This is a genomic window from Vibrio tubiashii ATCC 19109, from assembly GCF_000772105.1.
GTDB lineage: Bacteria > Pseudomonadota > Gammaproteobacteria > Enterobacterales > Vibrionaceae > Vibrio > Vibrio tubiashii.
The window spans coordinates 150,360-174,491 of the sequence record NZ_CP009354.1 but is presented as its reverse complement, the minus strand read 5'-3'; the positions used below and the strand labels follow the sequence as shown (position 1 = coordinate 174,491).

Sequence of the window (24,132 nt, the reverse complement as noted above, 5' to 3'; positions counted from 1 at the left end):
TCTATAGCTCGATGCCAATATTGCTGACACCTTCATCGCGAAGCTCAGCACGTAAATCTTTGATCAATTCAATATCACGTTGTTCAGCTTCTCTCAATGGACGGAAGATCGCCCATTGCACATCCCATTCACCGCAAACTGCTTCATTCTGTTTTTGGTTATCGTTAGTAATCTCTTCACCTGTTTGTGCTTCTTCAAGTTGAGCCACTGTCATCACCGACTGCTGACTCACTTTGTGCATGTTTTCAAACAGATAATCTCTATCTAGCAAGCCATGTAAAAGGTTAGACAAGGCAACACAAGCGTCAATCGCTGGGTAAACGCCATAAAAATCAAAATCTTCTGAGCTTGGAATGATCTCTTCTAGCTTTTCTAGCTGACGCTCAAAGTTCACTTTTGCCGTTTTGACAGTGAGCTGTTCCCAGATGCTGTCTAAAATATCACGGTAAACTCGCGCTTCGGCAAACTCGGTGCTATCACAAAACATTGCATAGTTTGGGTACATACGTTCACACAGACTCGCCATAAAGGTAATCTGTTGCCATGGTTCTAACTTCTCAAGACGAAGCTGAAGAGGGTTCTGTAGCATAGAGACTCTTTGGGTCAGTTGACCTAGTTGCTGAATTAGACAACGAAAGTGTACTTGATAACCAACAGGGAAAAAAGCAAGGCGATGAACAATTTCACTCATAAAGTTTATCTTCTTACCGAAGATGATGGCCGCTACCAACAGTTACTCGAACAAGCGGCACTTCCTGAACTCGAATTCACTACATCGCGCAGTGAGGCAACCATCCTACTTGCTTCGCCCCCACTCGCCGCTAAACATATTGATGATTTCCCCAACGTCGAATGGATTCAATCTATTTATGCTGGCGTCGATGCCCTAGTGAGCCAACTAGACGACTTCTCAGGCGAGCTCACCAATGTAAAAGGTATTTTCGGTCAGCAAATCGCCGAATACGTCTTGGGTTATACCATTGAGCACTATCGTCACTTTAATCACTACCGACTGCTGCAAACACAAAATCAGTGGCAGCCCAAGCCTTACCTATCTCTGGTGAAAAAGAACATGGTTATCCTTGGTACCGGTTCGATAGGCGCTTATCTTGCGAGCGTCGCGAAGGGTTTTGCCATCGTGCCGATTGGCGTTAATAGAAGTGGCATTCCTGGCAAACAGTCCCCTTTTGATGCGACTTATCATATTCAAGAACTGGCCACAGCCTTAAAACAGGCGGACATTGTTGTTAACACCTTGCCAAACACTCCTGAAACAGAAAATATCCTCAATAGTGAGAGTTTGGGTCACTGTTCAGGTGCTTTGCTGTTTAATGTCGGTCGCGGTAGTGCAGTCGATGAAGATGGGTTACTCGCAGCGATTGATAGCGGCAGCATCAGTCATGCTTATCTGGATGTGTTCACACAAGAACCACTAAATGAAGATCACCCATTCTGGCAACATGAGAGGATAACTATTACTCCCCATATCGCAGCTTTAAGTTTCCCTGAACAAGTGATCGACATTTTTGCCGAAAACTATCAGCGTTGGCGTGATGGTTTTGGGCTGATGAACGTGGTCGACCTAAATAAAGGTTACTGATGTTAGAACCGCTATTGAAAGAGATCCGAGCTTGCAAAGCTTGCGAGCCTTCTCTGCCACTGGGAGCCAATCCTGTCATCCAAGCCTCTAGTTCTGCGAAACTGTTAATCATAGGCCAAGCGCCAGGGACGAGAGTCCATGAAACCTCAATACCTTGGAATGATCCAAGCGGTAATCGGCTGCGTGAGTGGCTAGCGCTCGACAAAGAAACCTTCTACGACCCTAATAAGATTGCCATTATGCCAATGGGCTTATGTTATCCGGGCAAAGGCAAAAGTGGCGACTTACCGCCGCGTGAAGAATGCGCGCCACTCTGGCACCAGCGCGTTCTTGAGCAACTGCCTAACATAGGTATGACGCTGCTCATCGGTCAATATGCACAGAATTACTATTTGTCCGATAAACCGAAAACACTAACCGAGACGGTTCAGCAATGGCAACGCTGGGCACCCAGCTACCTCCCCCTACCTCATCCATCACCACGTAATACTTTGTGGTTAAAGAAAAACCCTTGGTTTGAAGCTGAGGTTGTGCCGTTTATTCGCGGCTATGTGCACCAACAGTTAGACCTATAAAAACAAAAACGGAGACCGAAGTCTCCGTTTTTAAATCGCTGTAGGTAGCTCAGGGGATTACATCATACCACCCATGCCACCCATACCACCCATGCCGCCCATATCAGGCATTGCAGGAGCATCTTTTTGTGGTAGGTCTGTTACCATAGCTTCTGTGGTGATCATTAGACCTGCTACTGATGCAGCGAACTGAAGTGCGCTACGAGTAACCTTAGTTGGATCTAAGATACCCATTGCGATCATGTCGCCGTACTCACCCGTTGCAGCATTGTAGCCGTAAGAACCTTCACCGCCTTTCACGTTGTTGGCCACTACAGACTCTTCGTCACCAGCGTTCTTAGTGATTTGACGGATAGGCGCTTCCATTGCACGTAGAGCTACGCGGATACCCACGTTTTGCTCTTCGTTGTCGCCTTGAAGTTCAGTGATCTTAGAAGCTGCGCGGATTAATGCCACACCGCCACCAGCCACAACACCTTCCTCAACCGCTGCGCGAGTTGCATGTAGTGCATCTTCTACACGGTCTTTCTTCTCTTTCATTTCAACTTCAGTCGCTGCGCCAACTTTGATCACTGCAACACCGCCTGCCAGTTTAGCAACACGCTCTTGTAGCTTCTCTTTGTCGTAGTCTGAAGTCGCTTCTTCGATTTGCTGACGGATTTGAGCAACACGACCAGAGATCATTGCTTCTTCACCAATGCCATCGATGATAGTTGTGTTTTCTTTAGTGATAGCAACGCGCTTCGCTTGACCTAGGTCTTCTAGAACCACTTTCTCTAGCTCTAGACCGACTTCTTCAGAAATCACTGTACCGCCAGTTAGGATAGCAATGTCTTGTAGCATAGCTTTACGACGGTCACCGAAACCAGGCGCTTTAACCGCCGCAACTTTCACGATGCCACGCATATTGTTCACAACTAGTGTTGCAAGTGCTTCACCTTCAACATCTTCTGCGATAATAAGTAGAGGGCGAGAAGCTTTTGCTACTGCTTCTAGAGTCGGAAGAAGTTCACGGATGTTTGAAACTTTCTTGTCGATTAGAAGAATGAATGGATTCTCTAGATCAACAGAACCTGCTTCTTGGTTGTTGATGAAGTAAGGCGATAGGTAACCACGATCGAATTGCATACCTTCAACCACGTCTAGCTCATCTTGTAGAGCCTGACCTTCTTCAACAGTGATAACGCCATCACGACCGACTTTTTCCATCGCTTCAGCAATGATGTTACCAACGCTTGAATCAGAGTTCGCAGAGATAGTACCTACCTGAGCTATCGCTTTAGTGTCTTCACATGGAACGGACAGCGCTTTTAGCTCTTCAACAGCAGCAACAACCGCTTTGTCGATACCACGCTTAAGATCCATTGGGTTCATACCCGCAGCAACCGCTTTTAAGCCTTCGTTAACGATAGCTTGAGCAAGTACTGTTGCCGTTGTTGTACCGTCACCCGCAGCGTCATTTGCTTGAGACGCGACTTCTTTAACCATTTGCGCGCCCATGTTTTGGAACTTGTCTTCAAGTTCGATTTCGCGCGCTACAGATACACCATCTTTAGTAATGGTTGGTGCACCGAAAGATTTGTCTAGAACAACGTTACGACCTTTAGGGCCTAGTGTTACTTTTACTGCGTCAGCCAGAACGTTTACACCTTCTAGCATTTTTACGCGTGCGTCGTTACCAAATTTAACGTCTTTAGCAGCCATCTTTAGTTTCCTTTTCTAAATTCTTTGTTTTGATTTTCAGCTGAATCTGAGCAAAAAATTACTCAATGATTGCTATTATTCAACGATCGCCATGATGTCGTTTTCAGACATAACTAGCACTTCTTTACCGTCAATTTTTTCAGTTTTAGTACCGTAACCTTCAGCGAAAATAACAGTGTCGCCAACTTTAACGTCCAACGGTAGCACAGTACCGTTTTCTAGGATGCGGCCTTTACCCACAGCTAGTACAACACCGCGAGTCGATTTCTCTGCAGCAGAACCAGTCAGAACGATGCCACCTGCTGACTTAGATTCAACTTCTTGGCGTTCTACGATAACTCGGTCGTGTAATGGACGAATGTTCATCGGTCGTCTCTCCTGAAAATTTCCATGTTGTTTGATAATTGCATTGCGCGAAAGCACAAGGCTTCAAAGTCTTGTGCTTTCTATATGTGGGATAAATTCAGGAAATCCAAGGGGGAAGCAGTGGATTTTTGTGATCTGGTTCAGAGATAAGGTTAATCATAGAGAGGTAAACAAAAACGCCTCACAAGTTTGTAGCTTGTGAGGCGTTTGAAAGCAAGAAAGTTAAGCCTACTTAATCTTCTTCTCTGCGAAATGCAAAGCGAATAAGAACAATCGCTACGCCTAGCATACTGCCAAGTAAGGTACCCAAAACAGCAATCAAAGCTCGTTTAGGCTTATCTCGTGTAATGGGTTGCTCGACATTTTCTAAGAAACGAAATGATTGGAATTGAATCGTTCGATCTATCTTAATATTTTCAAGCATATCTAACTTAGCATTAATTTGCTGGAGGCGCGGCTCCACAACACTTAAGTTTTTTACTGACTCTAACGCTTTAACTTTCGCTTCCAGTGCTTTAGTACCTAAATCAATACCAAATAATTCATTGCTACTGTTAGTTTGAATCGGTTGCGTCACACCGGCTGCTTTGGCTATATCCATTGCATACTTAGCTCTTTCTGCTTCAACAAGTAACTTGTTGGCTGCTTGGCTCTCTAAAATTCGTTTTTGTTGGACCAATTCATTACGCTTACTGTCCACAATAGCTTGTAAGTTGTTTAAAGCATCGTAGTGAGCTTTACGTTCAATAATAGCGATATATTCATTTAGCAATGAATAGCTGCTTTCTTTGGTAGTTGATTGGAGCGAGATGTCATATGGAGCCAGCTCATCCCTGCCATCTTGCTTAGCTGTGATTTTTTGGAACCATTCAGCATACAAACGACGTTCTACATCACCTGTATCTGTATCTGTATCTGTATCTAACTTATCTTTAAAGCGTTGGAACTCTTCACTCGCATCTAAAAAACCTCTTTTATTATTGCTTGAGTTAAAAGCATCGACAAAGCGCTTAAATAAAACCTTCGTATCAATCAAGCTCTCCAGTTCGTAATTAACAAGTACCGTGCCGTCATCTTGATAAATATCGAATACGGGTTGGAATTGTTTAACCTGTTGTTGGTAAGCAGCAATATCTTGTGTCTGTGGTTGAGTGATTTTTGCTTTTGAAGACCACCATTCTTGAGAGTTAAGCGCAAAAGCCACTGCCCCTACTGCAAAGACTAACGTGGTAATAATGACAATTAACTTGCCATCCCAAAGAGCTTTGAATAACTCTCGAAGGTCAATTTCATCATTAGATTGAAAAGCTGAAGGTATTTGAGGTGAGTAATGTTGATTTGTTAGTGGTTGGTTTTGCTCGCTCACACGTAGTCCTTTTACAAGCAACTTGCTTATGTTAACTAAAGATATTCATTTTAATCCGTGAATACTAGCATAGCCTGTAACCATCGGACAGTGTTAGCAGTCTGGAAAAGGAGAGCGCGATCATCAATTAGCTGATACTAACGCCAATCATCCAAAGGAATAACCTGCGCACTGTGCTGAGAGTCTATCTCGCTCACATCACCATCAAGCACATCCTGGAATTTTACCATTTGGGAAACCAGCTCACGCATGAGGAGCACATTGGCATGATTGGGGTTTTTGCAGGTTCCGACTACACGATCAATATGGCTTTGCTGCGCCCATAATCGGTCTTGCATTTCTTCTGAAGCCGAAAGAATCATCTCTTTACACATATCTTGCTTTAGCTGGGTAAAGCCTTCCGGATTATGTTCTGCCAGTGCCATTAGCTCATCGAAAGAAGGTAAGGTTTGATTAATTAATGGTGAACTCATACTGCCTCCCTTGGTGATGACTAAATTATCAACACCGCAATGTAAGGATAGGCGATTCAGACAAAATTGAGGAGCCTGAAAATTCTTTTCTTACATTTGAGACACTTTAAACTGGCATGCCTTTAATTTGATAGACACACCTTCTCTGCCCAGCAACGATATGTTCTGTGCGTTCGACAGATAACTTGTCACCAAGTAAAGTCTGAAAAATAGCTAATTCTGAGCGACACAAACTCGGACAACGTGTCGCAGCCTTACAAATAGGACAGTGGTTTTCAATCAACAAGTAACCACAGTCTGTCTTTTCAAGCTCCGCCATGTAGCCTTCTTGTTGCCGCAATTCAACCAGCCTTTTCAGCTTAGAAAAGGAGTCGGCAAAAAGGCTGAGTTCTTCTTGGTAGTGATCTAACGTTTTCGCTTCCCGCTCATTGGCCACTTTTTGCAAACCCTCTTGACCAAACAGGTTTTCGACCGCTTCTATGACTTGAATAGTCAGCTCACTATGACGATCAGCAAATTGCGCATGACCTTTCTTTGTCAGCGACCAGTGCCGCGTAGGTCTTCCTACTTTAACTTTTAGGTCTTCGAAAGTCAGTAAATCGTCATTCTCAAGAGTTTGTAGGTGTTGACGCGCCCCCATGGTAGTCATATCGAGTGCGTCAGCAAGCTGCTTAGCAGTAACAGCCCCCTCTCTTTTTATGGTCTGTAATATTTTGTCGGCGCTTTTCATGCTTGCTCCCTCAATCACTGAAATATTATGGAGCATCAGCTTTATAAAGCAAACGCTTTACCGAGATGGTTTGACGTACTTCATCGCTACAAGTTTCTTCTTCAGGCTATAACGTTCAAACAGCCCTTTTAGCGAGTTAGGTAACTGACTCGCATCAATCGTCTTGAAGTTATGTTGAGCATAAAATGTTTCTAGATGTGCGTAGGCAAAGCAGAAGTCATGATCCGATAAAACATACTGAGCGCAGTAGCCCATTAACTGATGACCTAAGCCGCTTCCCCTATGTTCTGGTAAAACTAGCATTCCTGTTAGCAAACGATACTGATCAATATTTCTAAAACGAACCAGTGAGACGATTTGTTGATCAATGGAACCAACAATTGTCAGCTCATCCTTTTTCGCCTTGCCTGAAGGATAGTGAGCTTTGTACAAACGCGAGATAAGGGGGAGTTTGATTGGGTCTAAGGTTTCAATCTGCATTGGGCTCATTATCACCAAACTTCAATTTAGGGTAGAATGCAGGCAGTTTAGATTACTCGATGAATCCGATGCAAATATTAGCTAACGCAGATCTTAGTCGCTGTCATACCTTTTCTATCTCGCAAACCTGCTCTTATCTGGTTGAAGTCACAACCGTTGAAGAAATCAAACATGTCTATCAAAAGCAAGAGTGGTTAAGCCTTCCTAAACTGATTTTAGGTAAAGGCAGCAATGTTTTGTTTACCCAGCCCTACCAAGGTGTGGTGGTACTCAATAAGTTGCTCGGAAAGTCGGTCAGTGAAACCGAAACGCATTGGCATCTGCATATCGCTGGTGGTGAAGATTGGCCAAGCTTGGTGAAGTGGAGTGTTGAACAAGGTTACTTTGGGTTAGAGAACCTCGCTCTCATCCCCGGCTGTGCGGGCAGCGCTCCGATTCAAAACATCGGCGCTTATGGTGTTGAGCTTAAAGATACCTGCGAATATGTCGACGTACTTTGTTTAGAAACCTTCAATACCAAGCGCTTGAGTGCTGAAGAGTGTCAATTTGGCTATCGAGACTCCATTTTTAAACATGAACTGTTTGAAAAAGTCATGGTTGTAGCGATTGGCTTGAAACTCCCAAAACAGTGGTCAGCGAATATCGAATATGGCCCGCTTCAATCTCTTCAGAGCGAAACGCTCACCGCGCAGCAGGTGTTTGAGCGAGTTTGCCAAATCCGAATGGAAAAGCTGCCTGACCCTGCCAAGCTAGGCAATGCAGGCAGCTTCTTTAAGAACCCGGTTATCTCGAACCAGCAGTTCGAAAATTTGAGTAAACAATTCCCCAATATTGCCGCGTACCCAACACAAAATGGCGCAAAAATCGCCGCTGGCTGGCTAATAGATCAATGCCAATTGAAAGGGCATCAAATCGGTGGCGCTCAAGTCCACCCTAAGCAAGCATTGGTGCTAGTTAATACAAACAATGCATCGGCAAATGATGTGCTCAAACTAGCAGAAACAGTACGTCAAACTGTATTGGAAAAATATCAGATAGAATTAGAGCATGAAGTGAGATTTATTGGTTCTCATGCAGAAACGAATCTAGAAACAATATTAGAGAGCCAACAATGAAAGAGCATTCCGTAAAACTTTCTATCTTGAAGGCTTTATCTCAAGGCGGCTTTCACTCTGGAGAAGAGCTAGGAGATAAGCTTGGCGTATCCAGAGCCGCGATCAGTAAGCATATTAAAGGTATCCAAGCTTGGGGCGTCGACGTGTTTCGCGTGCAGGGCAAGGGCTATCAGCTCGCCAAGCCTATGCAATTGCTCGACAAAGAGATCCTTCAAAATAGTTTAGCTAATCGAGTAGAACTAATACCTATTATTGACTCAACCAACCAATATCTACTTGATCGAGTTGATAGCTTAGAATCTGGATCAGTGTGTATTGCTGAGTATCAGGCCAAAGGAAGAGGTCGCCGCGGACGCGAGTGGGTATCCCCTTTTGGCTCGAACCTATACCTCTCGATGTTTTGGCGTTTAGATGCTGGTATGGCGGCCGCAATGGGACTAAGTCTAGTAGTTGGCGTGGCAATCGTTGAAGCTCTCGAAAAGATGGGATTAGCAGGTGTAAAATTAAAATGGCCGAATGACCTCTATTATCAAGACAAGAAGCTCGCTGGCATTCTAGTCGAAATGTCAGGCCAAGCTGGTGCAGCGGCCAACCTTGTCATTGGTATGGGCCTCAACTTGATGATGTCTGAGGCAACAGAAGGCATTACCCAGCCCTGGGCTAGCCTAGATGAGGTGGCAGATAATCAACTGATTGATAGAAACCAACTGGCGATTACCATGATAACCACCCTACACAAAGCTTTAGATGATTATGAACTGTATGGGATGGCAGGCTTTGTCGAGAGATGGAATCGCTTGGATAACTTTATCAACCGTTCAGTAAAACTGCTTATGGGACCTAGGGAGATTAGCGGAATCGCCAGAGGTATCAACGAACAAGGCGCAGTTCTTTTAGAAACCGAAAATGGGTTAGAAACCTTCATCGGTGGTGAAATCAGCCTTCGTCCTAATCAGTAAATCACAGGTTTTACAACTCGCATTGTCGAACTAGGATCTGGTAGCTAGGAACTGCTAGCACATTTTGCTAATATCCTTGTCCACTTTAAGTAAAGGTAACCCATCCAACATGATGACTAATAGGAACTTATTCGAACAACTTCCTACTTTGGCGCAAGATCCAGCTCAGTTTGAGACACTTTATGCAGCTAAAGATTTTCGAACTCGCTTAATAGAAGCGATTCGTCAGGCAAGTAAACGAATCTACCTGGTTGCTCTTTATTTGGAGGATGATGAAGCAGGAAGAGAGATCTTAACTGAACTCTATGAAGCCAAACAGCGCAACCCTGGTCTAGAAATCAATGTATGTGTTGATTGGCATCGTGCTCAGCGCGGCTTAATCGGTGCTGAACCTGGCGAAACCAACGCCTCTATGTATAAGAGCTTTGCGGATAATTACGAGCACAGAATTCCTATCTATGGTGTTCCAGTTCGTGGACGTGAAGTCTTCGGCGTTTTGCACTTAAAAGGCTTCATTATTGATGACCAGGTTATCTACAGTGGCGCAAGTCTTAACAACATCTATCTCAACTACAAAGAACGTTATCGTTTCGACCGCTATCATGTGCTAAATAACAAAGCACTAGCCGATAGTATGGTCAACTTCGTTCATAAAGAGATGATAGACCACCCTGCGGTTAACAATTTAGCATGTTCAAATAAGCCAGAAACTAAAGAGATAAAACCTCAGATTCGTCAATTGAGAGCTTCTCTTGCTAAATCCTCTTATCAATTTGAGTCACAGACTGCATCTCAAGAACAGGTTGCTGTAACACCTATCGTAGGCGTGGGTAAAAAACGCAACAAGCTTAATCAAGGTATCAACCAGTTACTAGCACAGGCCAAAGACGAGATTTTCATCTGTACACCTTATTTTAACTTCCCGCGCAGCGTGGCTAAGGAAGTTAAAAAAGCACTTAAGCGTGGTGTGAAAGTGACTATCGTCGTAGGTGATAAAACGGCGAATGACTTTTATATCTCTCCTGAGGAAGAGTTCAAAACTATCGGTGGGCTGCCCTACCTTTATGAGCGAAACTTACGCCAGTTTGCCAAGTCAAATGAGGCCAATATCGCAAGCCGTAAATTGTCTATCCATTTATGGAAGCATGAAGAAAACAGCTTCCATCTAAAAGGTATCTGGGTAGACAAGCGCTACATGCTGATTACGGGTAATAACCTCAACCCAAGGGCTTGGAGCTTAGACTTAGAAAACGCTCTATTTATCCAAGATAACTTCCACCACCTAACACCTCAATTTGAGAAAGAGGTGGAGAATATTCTCCAGCACACCCAACTCATTTGTACTTACAGACAGTTAGAGAAAGCAGAAGATTACCCTGATGCCGTTCAGAAGCTGATGCGTAAGATTACTAGGGTTAGCGCAGATCGGGTTTTGAGGCAGATTTTGTGATGTTATAGAGACATCCTATCTACGCCATTCTTAATAGCGAAACATGAATGTGGTTCAACACAATCAATACCACTTAGGTCATTCGAGATAACAACGTTTGTAAACCTTAAGCATATCTGTCCGATAGCTTGTAGTTATGGGCTCTAGGAACTATCCAAGCGATTTATCGCTATCAAGAATTAACATTGGTTTTGCTGGGAATATCGGTAATAACAATGACTAAAGCATAAATCTCCTCTGGTCGCAGAAAGCTGGAAGCTTCAAGTCTGTTGTACCATGTGCCCTGTTTGTTGCAACAAAACATCGTATCGAGCGATGCCAGAGAGCTAATCTTTAAGTGTTGAAACGTCGACTTCCCGTTAGGCATCGAATAATATGGGAGGTGAGCTCTTAGTCCTATCGAGAGATGAAGCGAACAAAAGTATCTCGGTTGCTACTTACTGTTATGACGCATTCATTGACACCGCTAGGCCGCTCCCATATCCGAGATATCTATGTCTCTCGCAAAGGTTTTTTACTTCCTGTCTGAAACTAACTTCATAACTTACCATTTTTACGTTCAGAGTCGTCATACTTTGTGCTTAAAAACAAAAAATTTGTTCAACAAAAAAAATGCTATCGTGTAGGTCAGCATTGCTGGGATTTGAGATAATTCAGGCGGAAGCTGCAAATAGTGGCAAAAAAAATGTAAAACGCTCTGATTAATCAAAAATGAAATCAAAAAAGAAAAAATAAACCTTGAAATACTAGATGTAGAATGACTCCCCCCCCCAAAAACAAAATTTTTATTCAAAAAAAATGCTACTGTCAGCGCAAACAAATATCCGATAGCATTTGCGACTTCTGGATCAATTGCGAGAAACCTTAAAAAGACGAGGAACGTACCATAACCAATAACTGTATTGATAACTCCAACTGATAAGAATTTAATAAACTGCATTGTCCACCGAACGTTACTAATTACCTTTCTTAGCTTGTTGAAATAGATAAGACCATATAGCTCTGTTATCTGACTTTTCTAATTCATTCCAAAACCTGAACGTGTCTTCTAACTGACTCATGTTTCTCGGCCCTATGATAACTCCCGAAAGCGCCTCATTGCTATGGGTAAAAGCCAGTGACAACTGATTTAAATTTTTTGGACTGGGTTTGATATCATCACTAGAATTAAGGATTCTTCTCAACTTATCTACAATTGATTGATCAACTTTTATTCCTCTGAGGCGGATAGAGCTGTTGCAGCTATAATCTTCTAACTTTAGACCACCCATATTTATTCCATAAGCAAAATATCGTGCATGTGGAAAATACTTTTCATACGCTAGACGAGCTTGATTAGTTAGAATATTCTCTTTAACCTGTATGACCCACTCGTTCGCTAAGTCTGGGCTTGCCAGGTAATACAATTTGGGGTCACTTATACCAGACAAGCCAATATTAAGCCCTGTTTCTTTAAGCCTTGACATTGCCTCTACGGTTTCCCTTACCATACCCTCTTCTTTATCTCTAGTAACTCTATTATCCCAGTGAATAGAAATACAAGAAAGCGAGCTTCCGAACGAATCTTTTAATCTCTCTGTTGTTTCATAAATATTTTTTTTACCTAGATCTACCTCAGGACCACCTAAATTATTTTTAGAACCAAGTTTGACCATTAATGAGTATTTTGTATCCGGGTTCAAGCGTGTCCATTCTTCTAACCACCGAATAGCGAGACCGAAGTCCTTTTGGCACTTATTAATAGGGTAATTGGTTGCGGTATCAACGATAGTCCCACCATTATCGAAATGCCCTTCCAAGAGTTTGAATGCTTCGGTGCGCGTTATACCCCAACCCCATAATGCAGTCCCTAATATGATATCTTTATTTGATGATGCAGGTTTAATCATTTAATTTTCTACAAAAGTGTTGCTTTTATTCAGCAGCTTTTTTAAGGCAATAATTTGCCTAACATACTCAATTGACAACTTCACTATCTTTACTTTAGAGTTCGGATCGTCGGTCCAAGTTACAGGTAAATCGTAAACTCGATACTTTAAAAATTCACTTACAATCAGTATCTCCGTCGCAAAAAACCACCCATTACTTTTTGCTCCTTTGAGCACTAGGCTTTCAAGTAAACTTCTATTTAAAAACTTAAATCCACACATGCCATCACTAAATGATGTTCGAAATACCAACTTTACAAGTGTATTAAATGATACACTTGTGAAGTTTCTCAATCGAGATCTACCAATTACTTTAGCTCCATTCTTTAATCTAGAACCAGTGACGATATCAGCATCAATAGATAGTAACTTGGCTAGTGCTGGTCGAATATGTTTCAGATCAGTTGCAAGATCCAGGTCCATATAACCAACGATATCTGCATTTGACTTAGTCCAAGATGATTTCAGCGCAAGACCCACACCTTTCTCTTCCAGGCGCATATATTCAACGCGTAATAGCTTATCCGCGAGTAATTCAGCCTTTACTCTTGTTTCGTCAGTGGATCCATTATCCGCAATTATAATTTTAATTTCACCGAGGTCTTGAAGATTTTCTTCAATATAAGTATTCAACTCATTGATCTTTTCATCGATAGAAGCTTCTTCATTTAAAACCGGTATAGTTATTTCAATTTTCCTTGCCATCTCTAGCTGCAAACCTTTAATTATGAGAAAGACTCTGTATCAAGTTTTTCTAAAACATCGAAAATATTGTCTATCTTACCGCCCAGAATCGAGTAGCAACCAGGAAGATCTGAGTGCTTTTCGAATAAAATAGGGCGACCATCATCCCCTTCATTTTTTACTAAGACAGTTTTTACCTCAAACAGCGAATCAACATACTTAGCATCATATATAGATGGTAAATAACGTCCGACATCCCTAATCATACGGTCGACACGAGTCGCACAATCATATTTATCTAGCTGTGTATATGGATCAACTCCGTGTATATCTTCCCAGCTCAAGTGGGGAGTATAGCGAACGTGCGATAGTGTATGCAGTCCACGCGCAGGAAAAGGCATCATCGAGAAAAAAGGGCCATCCATAACTGTGATTCCAACTTCTTCAAGTTCTGGAGGTACTTTTAGCAATGCCATCTCAGTAATTTCTTGCTTGAGATCAGTCTGGGTTCCGGAAAAATCTCCTGAAAACTGATTCAGACCACTATAGGTACAGTTAAAAACGTAATCACAGGAAATTGATGAAATACTACCTGATTTCGACTGAGTGGTTACAGTCATCCCTTTATTGGAAGACGAGCGAGAAATCGAAAGTGCATGGGTGGAATATTGGATTTCAACACCAATCTCTTTAAGTTCTGCGAGAGCCCATCCAGCAAGCTTTTTTGCGTCAAAGGCATATTCCTCTACGAGAAATACATCTTCAATTAATCCAGGTTCGAATAGCTTTTTATGACTTGCATTAGCTGGCTTAATATCCGCTCCAATTTCATTACAGAATCGTTCAAACTGTTTGGCTGTTACTTTAGAGTTGTTTCTAGCAATGGCGTATAACTTTACAAAATCGCTCTTAATAGCTTGCCGCCATTCGCGTACGAAGCGTGGAAAATTTACTCTACTGCGAAAAGCAGTAGTAAAGCTTCTGGGGTAATGGTAGCCATTATGTACTCGTGCCTGATTATTATATGAAGCACGTATTAATAGTTCAGATTCCCTTTCAACTATAATCACACGACTCAAACCTCGCGTCTTAGCAAGATAAGCAGCGATAGCAGAACCATAAAATCCCCCACCGACTACAACTGCGTCTGCTGTATTGGAGTGTATTTTCATAAAATAATCCGTTCTGAATCGTGAGTGTCTCCGATTGCGGGCGACTGAACATCCTCGATATTTAACTTCTCTCGGCGAGTCATGCGTGCGCTTGTGAACTCTTAACCAACATGGTAAAGAGGTCCCTCATTACTTACACTAGCCATATGTAAGATATACTCCCCAAGAACCAATAGCACGAGAGATATTAAGAAAAACATTCCTGATTGTTGCAATGACATACTAACCCAGCCTGGAGCCACATCCGTTTTGAAGACCCAAATCCCCAAAACATAGAAGGAATAAAACAAGTTAGCCGCGGCTCCAAATAACGACAGAAATGTTACAAGTCGCATAGGTGCCTGGGTTGTAGAAACGAGAAGGCGCATGCCTCGGTCAACGCTATCCCCTAGTTTTTTGGTGTTAATTGCTAGCGGTTTTGCACTATATTCTAAGTTAACACGTGCGAAGCCTCCCGTTGCAGGAAGGTGTCGATAAGTAATGGAAGGTTGGGGATGCTGTAGAATGAAGTTGACAACACGCTTACTCAGCAGCCTATAAGGTGGTGCTTCTTTGGCTAAATGAATACCATTAAAAAACTTGTAAAGGAAATTGAAGGTTGCATAGGCCGCGCGATAAGGGAAACTATGTCTAGGCTTTTGCTTATTGCTTGCCAAAACAACGTCTGCACCTAGAACTGCTTTATCAAGCATTTCCGGTAAAAAATCTATATCGTCAATAAGAGGGTCTATAACTGCAACAAAATCGCCAAGAGCATTTTCCAACCCTACCCATGACGCTGTGTCATGATTAAGTTCTTTGGTTAAAGCATAGACTTGTAAATTGGGGTAACCCGTTTGCGCACTAAAGTTTTTAAGTGCAGCCACGCTATCGTCATCAGATGCGTTATCTACAATAATCAATTCGTAATCGGCAACAAGTGATGATAACTTCTTAGTCGCTGTTTGAATAAAGCTTTCCAGTTGCTCACTTTGATTGCGAACAACATAGACAACAGATAAGAATACCGGAAAATATTCCATTATTTGCTCCTATTAAGCACATACATGGAAATATGCGCTAATTCTATTTAAAATTCTAGTTATTGAAGCTGAAGGGACATTTCATTCCGCTTTCTAAGTCGATAGTTTATAGTTTGCTCTAAACCCCTCAGCCACCATATATGATCTATTCAACTTGACGAAGCATTTGACAATTTTTCATTATTTCTTTTGGATCAATAGGTTTGTAGAGTTCTTGCAATGGACGGGTTTGATAGCCTCCAGCTCCATCAGCTACTTTCCATGAACCAACCTTTTTATAATCTTCAGCAAATTCAGAGCCAAAGCTTTGCATTACATTTGCAGAGATACTGCGAGGACCCTGTGGCTCATGTAAGATCCATGCTTTTGAAATTTTCTCACATGTTGTGATTGAAAATGCCGCTTCGGTGAAGTTTACACTTCCAGAGTAGCCGCCAATAAGCCAAGCCTGACCAATACTTTCACCACCTACCGCGAAGACAATACCCGGGGACTGGCCAGTGAGGTCAATGATAGGCATATTGGATTCAAACCCTGCTTTATCGAATACCGACATGACACTAGACATATAGTTTGCATAGCCATTTGACAATACAAACTCCGATTTTAGAGGGCCTAATTCTAAACTAGATGAATTCAGCCTTAAAGGTTGAGGTTGACGATAAGGACTCTCTATCCCCGAGTGAAGGAGAGCCGCAGTGACCGACTGAACACAAAGAGAAATTGCAATAAGAACTACCCATAAGTTGCGCTCACGAATAATTGGAATCAGTATGACCAGCCCCGCGAGTACCCAAAATATCGCAGCCCAACTTCCCAGCTCCCAGTAATTCCCATTTGTACCAAATGCATATATATGTGGAGAAATTAAGAAAAAAGCAGCAATAGCCCACTGCTGCCTAGAAATCATTTTAAGTCGACTTCCTCCAGTCACGGCAACAAAAACTAACATAGCCCCAGTAACCGCAAGCATCAATAAACCTTGAGAACCACCAAACTCAGCAGATTGATGAATAAACCCAAGGGTTAACAGTCCTGTAATCACAAAAAACAACAGGGATATAAATGAGCCAAATAAAAGTTTTCCACCCCATAAACTATAGAGTGTAAAAAACAATATCAAAGAGAGCGTTACTATAATAGCCTGTAATTTTACATTTAAGTTAAAACTGTCAATGCGCAGCATTTCAAAAGTACTATATCCACCTTCCTGAAGAAGAGAAAATTCCGTTGCTAACTGAAGTCGCTCTATGAAGCCAGAAATCGAGCCATCAAAAAGTAGCGCGCTCATAATGAGTAGACTTATTGCACATATTAACGAAAACAAAAGGAACTTAATCGAAAATCTACGAGCAGCAACGAGATAGATCAAAACACCAAACGCCAAAGCTAAAGCAGTAGTTGGTTTGGCCATAAAAGCTAGCCAACCACCAACACTAACTAAAAACCATCCAAATACACTCGAGCATCGCATAGTATTATTAGCCAAGACCAAACCAATAGAAACTACAAGTAATGCTTTGAGGTTTAGACTGTTATAGTTTGGAGTGCTCAACCAAGCATCAAATAAAATCAAAGCACTACATGCTAGACCAGCTGAAATCGTCAAGCTATATATTCTATTTTCTTTTAATCGTGGTTCTAAAGATGTAAGTAAAATGGCGCATAGTATCCAGGCTAGAGCGAAAATGGATATTATGTTGAAACGCCTAAGGGCAGCTACATCACCGCCCAACCAATTGTAGACAGGGTGATAAATGAATCCAAATTGCGATGCTGGCCATGAATATCTGTTTGGGGCATCTATCCACAACAAGTAGAAACTTTCATCGGTAAAATCGATACCATATGCTCCAAATCTAACAAGCCAACACACAAGAAGTACGCTACCTATAGCACATAAGGCGACCAAGATATGCTGCGTAATTAACTTTACAGCAATGTAATCTTTTTTTTCGTTTATCATTTTACGCTATTGTCTCATAAAGATATCGCCAAAAGGGGCTTCAGAAAACATACCGCTAGTGCTGTTAAGCATATTGCGATTTGTATATAAATCATGTTTATAATAAAGCCTAATCACGAGAAAATGCTATATCATGGGTTTTGTGATGCTCGAAGTGGTGTGCATCGTGGGCTTCGTTAAGCACTTAGACAAATTTACCTCTATTAGTCACAATCTAAACGTTTGGATAAGCCAGTCACATTTGCCTAATTAATTACCCTAATATCACATCATTGAACAATAGCTCTACCTGTCCAATCACTTCATTAGTGACTAAGCTCTAAACTACGATATTCATAACGACTTCTAAACTGGCAATAAAAGTAATATTAATCTGCGCCAAGTTGTAGCAAAATCCATACTCTATTCTGAACCTTGTTCCTTCAAGCTCAATTTTTCATTAAGCCTCAACCATACTAAATCACCTATCCCATCAGTTGGATTAAAGTCTGCTGGAGCTTCACACAATAGCTCTCTGATTTTATCGTGTTCAAAATTGTGGCAAGCATTATCTAAACGTTCAATGAGCTCTAAGTACTCCTCTAACGGTAAGAAGCGTTCGTTTGCAGTCATAATTCTTGGATGGGCTGTTTCACCGACACTATCACCAATCAATAGCTCTTCGAACAGTTTCTCTCCTGGGCGTAGCCCAGAAAACTCGATAGCAATATCACCGTAAGGGTTTTCATCATTTCTAACTTCAAGACCTGATAGCTGTATTAAGTTCTCAGCCAAATCTGTGATTTTTACAGGATCCCCCATGTCAAGAACAAAAACATCCCCTCCTTTACCCATTGCTCCAGCCTGAATAACAAGTTGTGCAGCTTCAGGAATAGTCATAAAGTAACGAATAATATCTGGATGAGTCACAGTAACTGGCCCACCGCCAGCAATTTGCTTCTTGAACAGTGGAATAACAGAACCAGAAGAACCTAGCACATTACCAAAGCGAACCATACAAAAACGTGTGCCTTTCGTTTTTGCATTTTCTCGCTCAGCTAAAGCTTGTAGGCCTAACTCAGCAACGCGTTTGGTCGTGCCCATCACGTTTGTAGGGCGAACCGCTTTATCTGTTGAAATCAAAACAAATGATTCAACGCCGGCTTCTATAGCTGCTTTGGCAGTATAATAAGTACCAAACACGTTGTTTCGTACACCTTCTACGACATTATATTCAACTAAAGGAACATGTTTATACGCCGCTGCGTGATAAACCGTGTCGACACTAAAACTCTTCATAGTTGTCGCCAATCGGTTGATTCGCTGAACAGATCCTAATAGAGGAATCACTTCAATCTCTAAGAGTTCTTCTTTAGCTATATTGGAAAGCTCCCTATCTATTTGGTACAAGCCAAATTCGGACAACTCAAAAAGCACAAGTGCCTTTGGCTTCTGACGAACTATTTGCCGGCAAAGCTCTGAACCTATAGATCCACCAGCACCAGTGACCATCACGACTTTGTCTCGGATGTTGGCTTCCATTAGCGCTGGTTGAGGAATAACGGGATCGCGACCAAGTAGGTCATCAATGTCGACCTCTTTAATGTCGTCGATTTTGGCATTACCGCTGACGATGTCACTGAGCTCAGGGACCGTTCTGACTTCGACAGGTAAAGGAGCCAACGCTTCAAGGATTTGTTTGCGGCGTTGATGAGAAGCCGCCGGCACAGCAAGAAGAACCCGGGAGATGTGTTTGCGTTGTATCAGTTCGACCACACTCGTCATTGAATATACGCGCAGCCCCATCAAAGAAGAGCCAACCAAGGTGAGGTCTTCATCGATAAACGCCACCGCTTGATATTGACTTGAAGAACGCAACGCCTGGGCAAGTTGCCGACCCGCGCTGCCGGCTCCATAGATAAGCACACTGTCAATGCGCTTAAACTGCGCCTGCGCAACTAGACCACGAAAAACAAGGCGCGTACCTGCGACACTCAATGCCAGCAATAACGCATAAATGATCGGCACCGAGCGTGGAATGACGATATGAAAATAGTACGCGCTGAGCGCGGTAAAAACCGCAGAGCTTGCCGCCCCCAGGGCAACAATGATCAGCACTTGAAAACCGAGGTAGCGCAAAACAGCGCGATACAACCCTAACTTAATGAATACGGCCACAGTAGCGATCGCAACCAACCCGACTACGACAAATTCCTGCAACGTATCCAGACTCCCCCACTCATCCAAGCGCAGCCAAAAGGCCGCATGAAGACAAAAAACGATCATCACAACATCAACAGCCACACTGATAATGCGTTTTTTAAGGCGAGTTAGATTAAAAAGATACTCAATGATATTCATAAACAACCAAGATAGTGAATAGGCCTCTGGAACGCGTGAATGTCAAGCGCGTACTTCGATGCGCGCAGCATATCGCACCAGAGCGTAAAATCCTAGTCGCGCTGCGTTGTTGTGCGAGTTGGGTTGTCACGACCTAACAGATAGGGCAACTATTCTAGCCAATGGTTGGGGCTATTCGTCTCCATTTTTTGGCCATGTCCTAAACCCCAATCTACACGCCAAAGAACGTTTGCTTTTTTAGCTGAGACACCGTGATTTGAGCTATCGATATGACCATGGTGAACAGCACCGGGCTCCATACCTAATCCATTGCACCATAGCCACTTAATGGACTTGAGATGAGTGCACCGAGCGTTATAAGCAAAGAGTGGCGGCGTGTTTATCCAAGCAGTGTGACCGCTGCGCGTCTCAAACGGCAACCACTTGCTTGAAAAACAGCGAGTCGGTATGGCGACAAGAAAGTAACTCTTCACCCGCGAGGCCTTAACAGCGAGGTAATGTGACGAGGCGAACTTGAACCCATATTCGACTTGAGTGATCTTTCTGAGGTGGAAATCTGGTGGTATGAAAAAGAAAACACTACCTCCACCACCAGATTTCGATTCGCCTGAAGAGGCGAAAGATATAACCATTTAGTATGGAATAAGCTGGCTGAACTTGAAGACTGGCTAAACAAAAATAGCCGTAACTCTTCGTTCCGTCATCCCTACAGCCTCTGCATAACAAAACCAAGAACACTTCGCGGAATCGGAAAAAATCAGGAAAAAATCAGGAAAAAAGCAAGGAGATCAATCAGGTCATAAAGGCCATCGCCGACTGCTTCACCCCATTGAAGGCAGCACCTCGGTTGAGTAATACTTACCAAATAAAAGATGCCATTGCGGTGGTTGTTTTATTCCAAATAGAAAACCTAATAAACGACACCAAGTCTTTGATTTGCCCGATACATCTTACACACTTGTAGAGCATCAGGTCTTCAAAGGTGAGTGCTCATAGTGTGGTGAAATACATCAAGCAGAGCTTCAGAAGATCTCAGCCTATAAATGGATACATGAAGTCGTCGAACATCATATGCTCAAAGTGAATTATCAGCATTCCTAGCGTAAACCGCCGTCAATAGCTCGGGGGAGGGGGGGGAATAGTTACATTTAAGAACATCAATCTCGACTACTTAAACTTCTTGGGACGCTATATGAGTCAGTTTATCCCCAAATTGACTGCGGAATCTCGGGCTCACTTCTAAAATAACTGTATTTTATTTACATCCTTATACCACAGCCTATGGCAGTGGTGATTGTTCCTCAGGGCTATAGCCCGTAATAGTCCCCATGGTAGAAGTTTCATTCTCATTCACCACAAGTCAGAGGAAGCAACTAACATGAGCGATTACAAAAGTTCATCATATGTCTATTTGCGATGTAAATACCATATAGTCTGGACACCTAAATTTAGGTTCAATATCTTAAAAGGTGCCGTAGGAAAAGAGCTGAATCAAACAATCTATATTCTTAGCAATATTAAGGACTATGAAATACTCGAACTCAATGTTCAGGTAAATCATGTTCATTTAGCAGTGATAGAGCCTCCGAAGCCGTCAATTTCAACGTTGATGGGGCACCTGAAGAGACGCTTTTAAGAGGGGAGATGATTGGTTACTTCACCGCATCCCCCGAACCACTCCCCGTTGCGGTCATCAAGATGTATTTGAAATAATCCTTTAAGGTTAACGAGTCAATCATCTGTTTGTCGGTTTTAGCAAGCAGCTGCGGCGTGGACATGTCGATGTTTTGCACCTGAGCCAAACCAGTGATACCCGGGAGCACGTCATACACCCCTCTAGAATCGCGCTCTTGCATCAGCTCACCTTGGCTAAAAAGGTTCGGTCTTGGTCCTACGAGGCTCATCTCGCCTTTCAACACATTAATTAACTGTGGCAGCTCGTCTATTTTAGTTTTGCGCAGAAATCCACCCAGCTTAGTAATGGAAGCATTGCTTGCCAAGTGACTCGCAACCGATTTCGTCTCAACTGACATGGTGCGAAATTTAATTAACTTAAATGGTTTTTTATTACGGCCAACACGCTCTTGAACAAAGATAGGAGAGCCAGTGTCAAACAGGCCAATAATGCTCACAATCAACAAAATCGGCCATAAAAAAAGCAAACCGAAAAAGGCGGCTAAAAAGTCTAGCAAACGTATCATAATCTATTCTCAGTAAGTGAAGCCATTGCTTGCTTCATTGTTAAAGGAGGAGTCCATCCCAATACCTTCTTGATGTTAGAAGAGTCAACCTCTAAGTTGCCGTAGAGTTGCTCAATCATGGTCGACTGTCCTATGAGTCTACCCGCAAAGCGCATTACACTCACAGGCAACGGGAGTTGAATAACGTTTTTCCCTAACCCATCTGCAATGGCACAAGTAAACTCTTTAATCGAAACAGTTTCACCGTCACTCGCTAAAAACGTTTGTCCTGCGGCATCTGGATGGATTGCACAGGTAATTAGCAAATCCGCTAAGTTTTGAACAGCGATGAAATCTCTACAATTGTCCGCCATACCAAACGGCAATAATGGTGACTTGGCAACTAGTTTAGTTAACATACCAAAATTCCCAGGAGCATTCGGACCATAAACCAAAGTAGGCCGAACTATAACAACTTCGAGGCCTATTGCCTTAGCTAGTTTTTTAAGTCCAAGCTCTGCATTGTATTTCGAGTTAGCGTGTGGAGTATGAGGAAAAGCTATTGAGCTCTCTGTATAAGGTAATTTCCGACTAGATACACCATTGACAGTAATTGAACTAACAAATACAAAGCGCTTTACGCCACCTTTTGCTGCAGCTTTGGCTAAATCCAACGTAAGTTTAGTGTTAACAGCATTATGCTCTTGGGCCGAAAACTCTTTAGAGTGTGCTAGGCCAGCAAGGTGAATAATACTATCGATCCCATTGAAATTGGATAGATCACCTTGGGGGTTGACTAACTCACTCAATAAGAAAGCTCTATTGTTTAACCTACATTTAACTGGGTCGCGCACAGCTACTGCACACTTAAAGTCTAAATATTGATTTACACAGCTACCAATAAAACCATTTGCACCGGTTAATAGCACTCTTTCTGGGAATAAACATGTCATATTAACAGCCTAACAATTCATAAATCCATTGAAATCATCATAGATACTACGACTCAGCCTCATATTCCACACCTAGTACAATTGACAACCAACTAGCTAAAGAATATTGATAGTGTATTTCCTTTTTAGGTTTAGCATAAGGTAAGTCGATAAAAGATTGAGGTATGGTAGGAGCAACTCTGTCTATTACTAATATATTATTTTTGTTGAAGAAATTATAATCAATAACATCTGCGTTAGTTGTAACTAATTTTCGGCCTACTCCCAGCATTTCAATTGTTCTCATGGTTAGACCAGACTGCTTAGGGTGCTGAATATCAATGATTATCGATGAGTCCAAGACTTTTGATTTTAATGCCTTTTTCGGCATTGAAACAAATGAAACTTCCTTAAACTTCAAAAAGTCAAATTCTTTGGTAAATATTTTTTTTAGAACAAAGAGCAACTTGCTGGGACAATAAAAAAAGCTGTACGTTTTGTATCCCTTAATTTCAAGATCATTCAAAATTTTCTTTGCCAATTTAGCTCGGTCACTATGAATAGTGCCTATAAACGTAGCTGTGTACCTAGCGTTAGCTACCTCTTGACCATGTTGACTTGAAAACAAATCGTTATAAAAGAGAGGAAGGAAACATATACGCTTATCTTCAATACCATCAGATTTGTCAAACGAAAAAACTTTGTCAAAAACAGGAATTAAGTCTGCTGCATTTTTATTCTTAAAAGAGTCCCACATATACAGGATTGTTTTTACGTTCGGGTTATACTCTTTGATTTTTTTTACTGTTTTACACTCAAGTGTTTCAGGAGAGATAACCAAAAGGTAATCGTAACCTTTCTCTCGACTACAATTCGCTACATTTTTATAGTAAGTGTCAATACGACGTTTTATAAAAAATTTAACATCTAGCCTATTCATTATTTTGGCAAATGAAGAGTCGAATGGTCTTTCATCAAAATAATCGACATGGCCACCCAACTCTTCTATTTTTTGGGCAATATCATATTCGTAACCAAAAAAAGATGGAGCAATAAGTAGGATCTTCTTACCTTTTAACATTGACTACCT

General features: G+C 42.1%; 22 protein-coding genes and 1 pseudogene. 6 read left to right on the top strand and 17 right to left on the bottom strand.

Annotated features, from left to right (window positions below; all coding sequences use genetic code 11):
* Position 1 precedes the first annotated feature (1 nt).
* The gene (locus tag IX91_RS00830; RefSeq protein WP_004742943.1) at positions 2 to 589 is read right to left on the bottom strand and encodes a YjaG family protein; all 588 of its coding nucleotides are present in this window, start codon (positions 587 to 589) and stop codon (positions 2 to 4) included.
* An 84-nt stretch (positions 590 to 673) separates the two neighbouring features.
* On the opposite strand from IX91_RS00830, the gene IX91_RS00825 reads away from it, so the two are divergent.
* Together IX91_RS00825 and IX91_RS00820 are read left to right on the top strand one after the other, a co-directional pair.
* Positions 674 to 1,600, top strand: a complete 927-nt coding sequence (locus IX91_RS00825) for a D-2-hydroxyacid dehydrogenase (protein ID WP_004742942.1) — start codon at positions 674 to 676, stop codon at positions 1,598 to 1,600.
* Positions 1,600 to 2,175 (top strand): uracil-DNA glycosylase family protein, encoded by a 576-nt coding sequence (locus IX91_RS00820; protein WP_004742941.1) that lies wholly within the window; start codon positions 1,600 to 1,602, stop codon positions 2,173 to 2,175. Before IX91_RS00825 ends, IX91_RS00820 begins: the two co-directional genes overlap by 1 nt.
* A 57-nt stretch (positions 2,176 to 2,232) precedes the next feature.
* Here the strand turns inward: IX91_RS00820 and groL are convergent, their stop codons facing one another.
* From groL to IX91_RS00790, 6 genes are all read right to left on the bottom strand, one after another.
* The gene (gene groL, locus IX91_RS00815) at positions 2,233 to 3,879 is read right to left on the bottom strand and encodes a chaperonin GroEL (RefSeq protein ID WP_004742940.1); all 1,647 of its coding nucleotides are present in this window, start codon (positions 3,877 to 3,879) and stop codon (positions 2,233 to 2,235) included.
* Between the two features lie 75 nt (positions 3,880 to 3,954).
* Positions 3,955 to 4,245, bottom strand: a complete 291-nt coding sequence (locus tag IX91_RS00810) for a co-chaperone GroES (RefSeq protein ID WP_004410737.1) — start codon at positions 4,243 to 4,245, stop codon at positions 3,955 to 3,957.
* 232 nt (positions 4,246 to 4,477) lie between these two features.
* On the bottom strand, positions 4,478 to 5,611 hold the full coding sequence (locus IX91_RS00805; protein WP_004742939.1) for an LPS O-antigen chain length determinant protein WzzB: 1,134 nt from the start codon (positions 5,609 to 5,611) through the stop codon (positions 4,478 to 4,480).
* Positions 5,612 to 5,748: 137 nt separating this feature from the next.
* Positions 5,749 to 6,084, bottom strand: a complete 336-nt coding sequence (locus IX91_RS00800) for a DUF3135 domain-containing protein (protein WP_004742938.1) — start codon at positions 6,082 to 6,084, stop codon at positions 5,749 to 5,751.
* 106 nt (positions 6,085 to 6,190) lie between these two features.
* Complete coding sequence (locus tag IX91_RS00795) at positions 6,191 to 6,814, bottom strand: helix-turn-helix transcriptional regulator (protein ID WP_004742937.1); 624 nt, start codon at positions 6,812 to 6,814, stop codon at positions 6,191 to 6,193.
* 57 nt (positions 6,815 to 6,871) lie between these two features.
* Complete coding sequence (locus IX91_RS00790; RefSeq protein ID WP_004742936.1) at positions 6,872 to 7,294, bottom strand: GNAT family N-acetyltransferase; 423 nt, start codon at positions 7,292 to 7,294, stop codon at positions 6,872 to 6,874.
* Between the two features lie 68 nt (positions 7,295 to 7,362).
* Here IX91_RS00790 and murB point away from each other — a divergent pair, with 68 nt between their 5' ends.
* The 3 genes from murB (at position 7,363) to pssA (ending at position 10,818) form a co-directional block, all read left to right on the top strand.
* Positions 7,363 to 8,409 carry a UDP-N-acetylmuramate dehydrogenase gene (gene murB / locus IX91_RS00785; protein ID WP_174329843.1) on the top strand — a complete coding sequence of 349 codons (1,047 nt, stop codon included), beginning with the start codon at positions 7,363 to 7,365 and terminating at the stop codon, positions 8,407 to 8,409.
* The gene (gene birA / locus IX91_RS00780) at positions 8,406 to 9,368 is read left to right on the top strand and encodes a bifunctional biotin--[acetyl-CoA-carboxylase] ligase/biotin operon repressor BirA (RefSeq protein WP_004742934.1); all 963 of its coding nucleotides are present in this window, start codon (positions 8,406 to 8,408) and stop codon (positions 9,366 to 9,368) included. The genes murB and birA overlap by 4 nt, the downstream gene beginning before the upstream one ends.
* A 109-nt stretch (positions 9,369 to 9,477) precedes the next feature.
* On the top strand, positions 9,478 to 10,818 hold the full coding sequence (gene pssA / locus IX91_RS00775; RefSeq protein WP_004742933.1) for a CDP-diacylglycerol--serine O-phosphatidyltransferase: 1,341 nt from the start codon (positions 9,478 to 9,480) through the stop codon (positions 10,816 to 10,818).
* Positions 10,819 to 11,386: 568 nt separating this feature from the next.
* Here the strand turns inward: pssA and IX91_RS00770 are convergent.
* From IX91_RS00770 to IX91_RS00740, 7 genes are all read right to left on the bottom strand, one after another.
* The gene (locus IX91_RS00770) at positions 11,387 to 11,758 is read right to left on the bottom strand and encodes a GtrA family protein (RefSeq protein WP_004749496.1); all 372 of its coding nucleotides are present in this window, start codon (positions 11,756 to 11,758) and stop codon (positions 11,387 to 11,389) included.
* Between the two features lie 16 nt (positions 11,759 to 11,774).
* Positions 11,775 to 12,707 (bottom strand): aldo/keto reductase, encoded by a 933-nt coding sequence (locus tag IX91_RS00765; protein WP_004742931.1) that lies wholly within the window; start codon positions 12,705 to 12,707, stop codon positions 11,775 to 11,777.
* A complete protein-coding gene (locus IX91_RS00760; protein ID WP_004742930.1) occupies positions 12,708 to 13,451 on the bottom strand; it encodes a glycosyltransferase in 744 nt (247 codons plus the stop codon).
* Between the two features lie 20 nt (positions 13,452 to 13,471).
* Positions 13,472 to 14,602: an FAD-dependent oxidoreductase gene (locus tag IX91_RS00755; RefSeq protein WP_004742929.1), complete on the bottom strand. Its 1,131-nt coding sequence runs from the start codon at positions 14,600 to 14,602 to the stop codon at positions 13,472 to 13,474.
* Between the two features lie 101 nt (positions 14,603 to 14,703).
* Entirely contained in the window at positions 14,704 to 15,624 is a 921-nt protein-coding gene (locus IX91_RS00750; protein ID WP_004742928.1) for a glycosyltransferase, read from the bottom strand.
* 145 nt (positions 15,625 to 15,769) lie between these two features.
* Positions 15,770 to 17,590, bottom strand: a complete 1,821-nt coding sequence (locus IX91_RS00745) for a hypothetical protein (protein WP_004749495.1) — start codon at positions 17,588 to 17,590, stop codon at positions 15,770 to 15,772.
* Between the two features lie 402 nt (positions 17,591 to 17,992).
* Entirely contained in the window at positions 17,993 to 19,930 is a 1,938-nt protein-coding gene (locus tag IX91_RS00740; protein WP_004742926.1) for a nucleoside-diphosphate sugar epimerase/dehydratase, read from the bottom strand.
* Between the two features lie 1,378 nt (positions 19,931 to 21,308).
* Here IX91_RS00740 and tnpA point away from each other — a divergent pair.
* Positions 21,309 to 21,560 (top strand): annotated as a pseudogene (gene tnpA / locus IX91_RS00735) (IS200/IS605 family transposase); the annotation flags it as partial.
* Positions 21,561 to 21,582: 22 nt separating this feature from the next.
* On the opposite strand, the gene IX91_RS00730 reads toward tnpA, so the two are convergent.
* Genes IX91_RS00730 through IX91_RS00720 form a run of 3 tightly spaced genes read right to left on the bottom strand, consistent with a single transcriptional unit; the run spans position 21,583 to position 24,123 of the window.
* Entirely contained in the window at positions 21,583 to 22,131 is a 549-nt protein-coding gene (locus tag IX91_RS00730; protein WP_004742923.1) for a sugar transferase, read from the bottom strand.
* On the bottom strand, positions 22,128 to 23,063 hold the full coding sequence (locus IX91_RS00725; protein ID WP_004742922.1) for an NAD-dependent epimerase/dehydratase family protein: 936 nt from the start codon (positions 23,061 to 23,063) through the stop codon (positions 22,128 to 22,130). The genes IX91_RS00730 and IX91_RS00725 overlap by 4 nt, the downstream gene beginning before the upstream one ends.
* Before the next feature lie 46 nt (positions 23,064 to 23,109).
* Positions 23,110 to 24,123: a hypothetical protein gene (locus tag IX91_RS00720; RefSeq protein ID WP_004742921.1), complete on the bottom strand. Its 1,014-nt coding sequence runs from the start codon at positions 24,121 to 24,123 to the stop codon at positions 23,110 to 23,112.
* Positions 24,124 to 24,132: the final 9 nt, after the last annotated feature.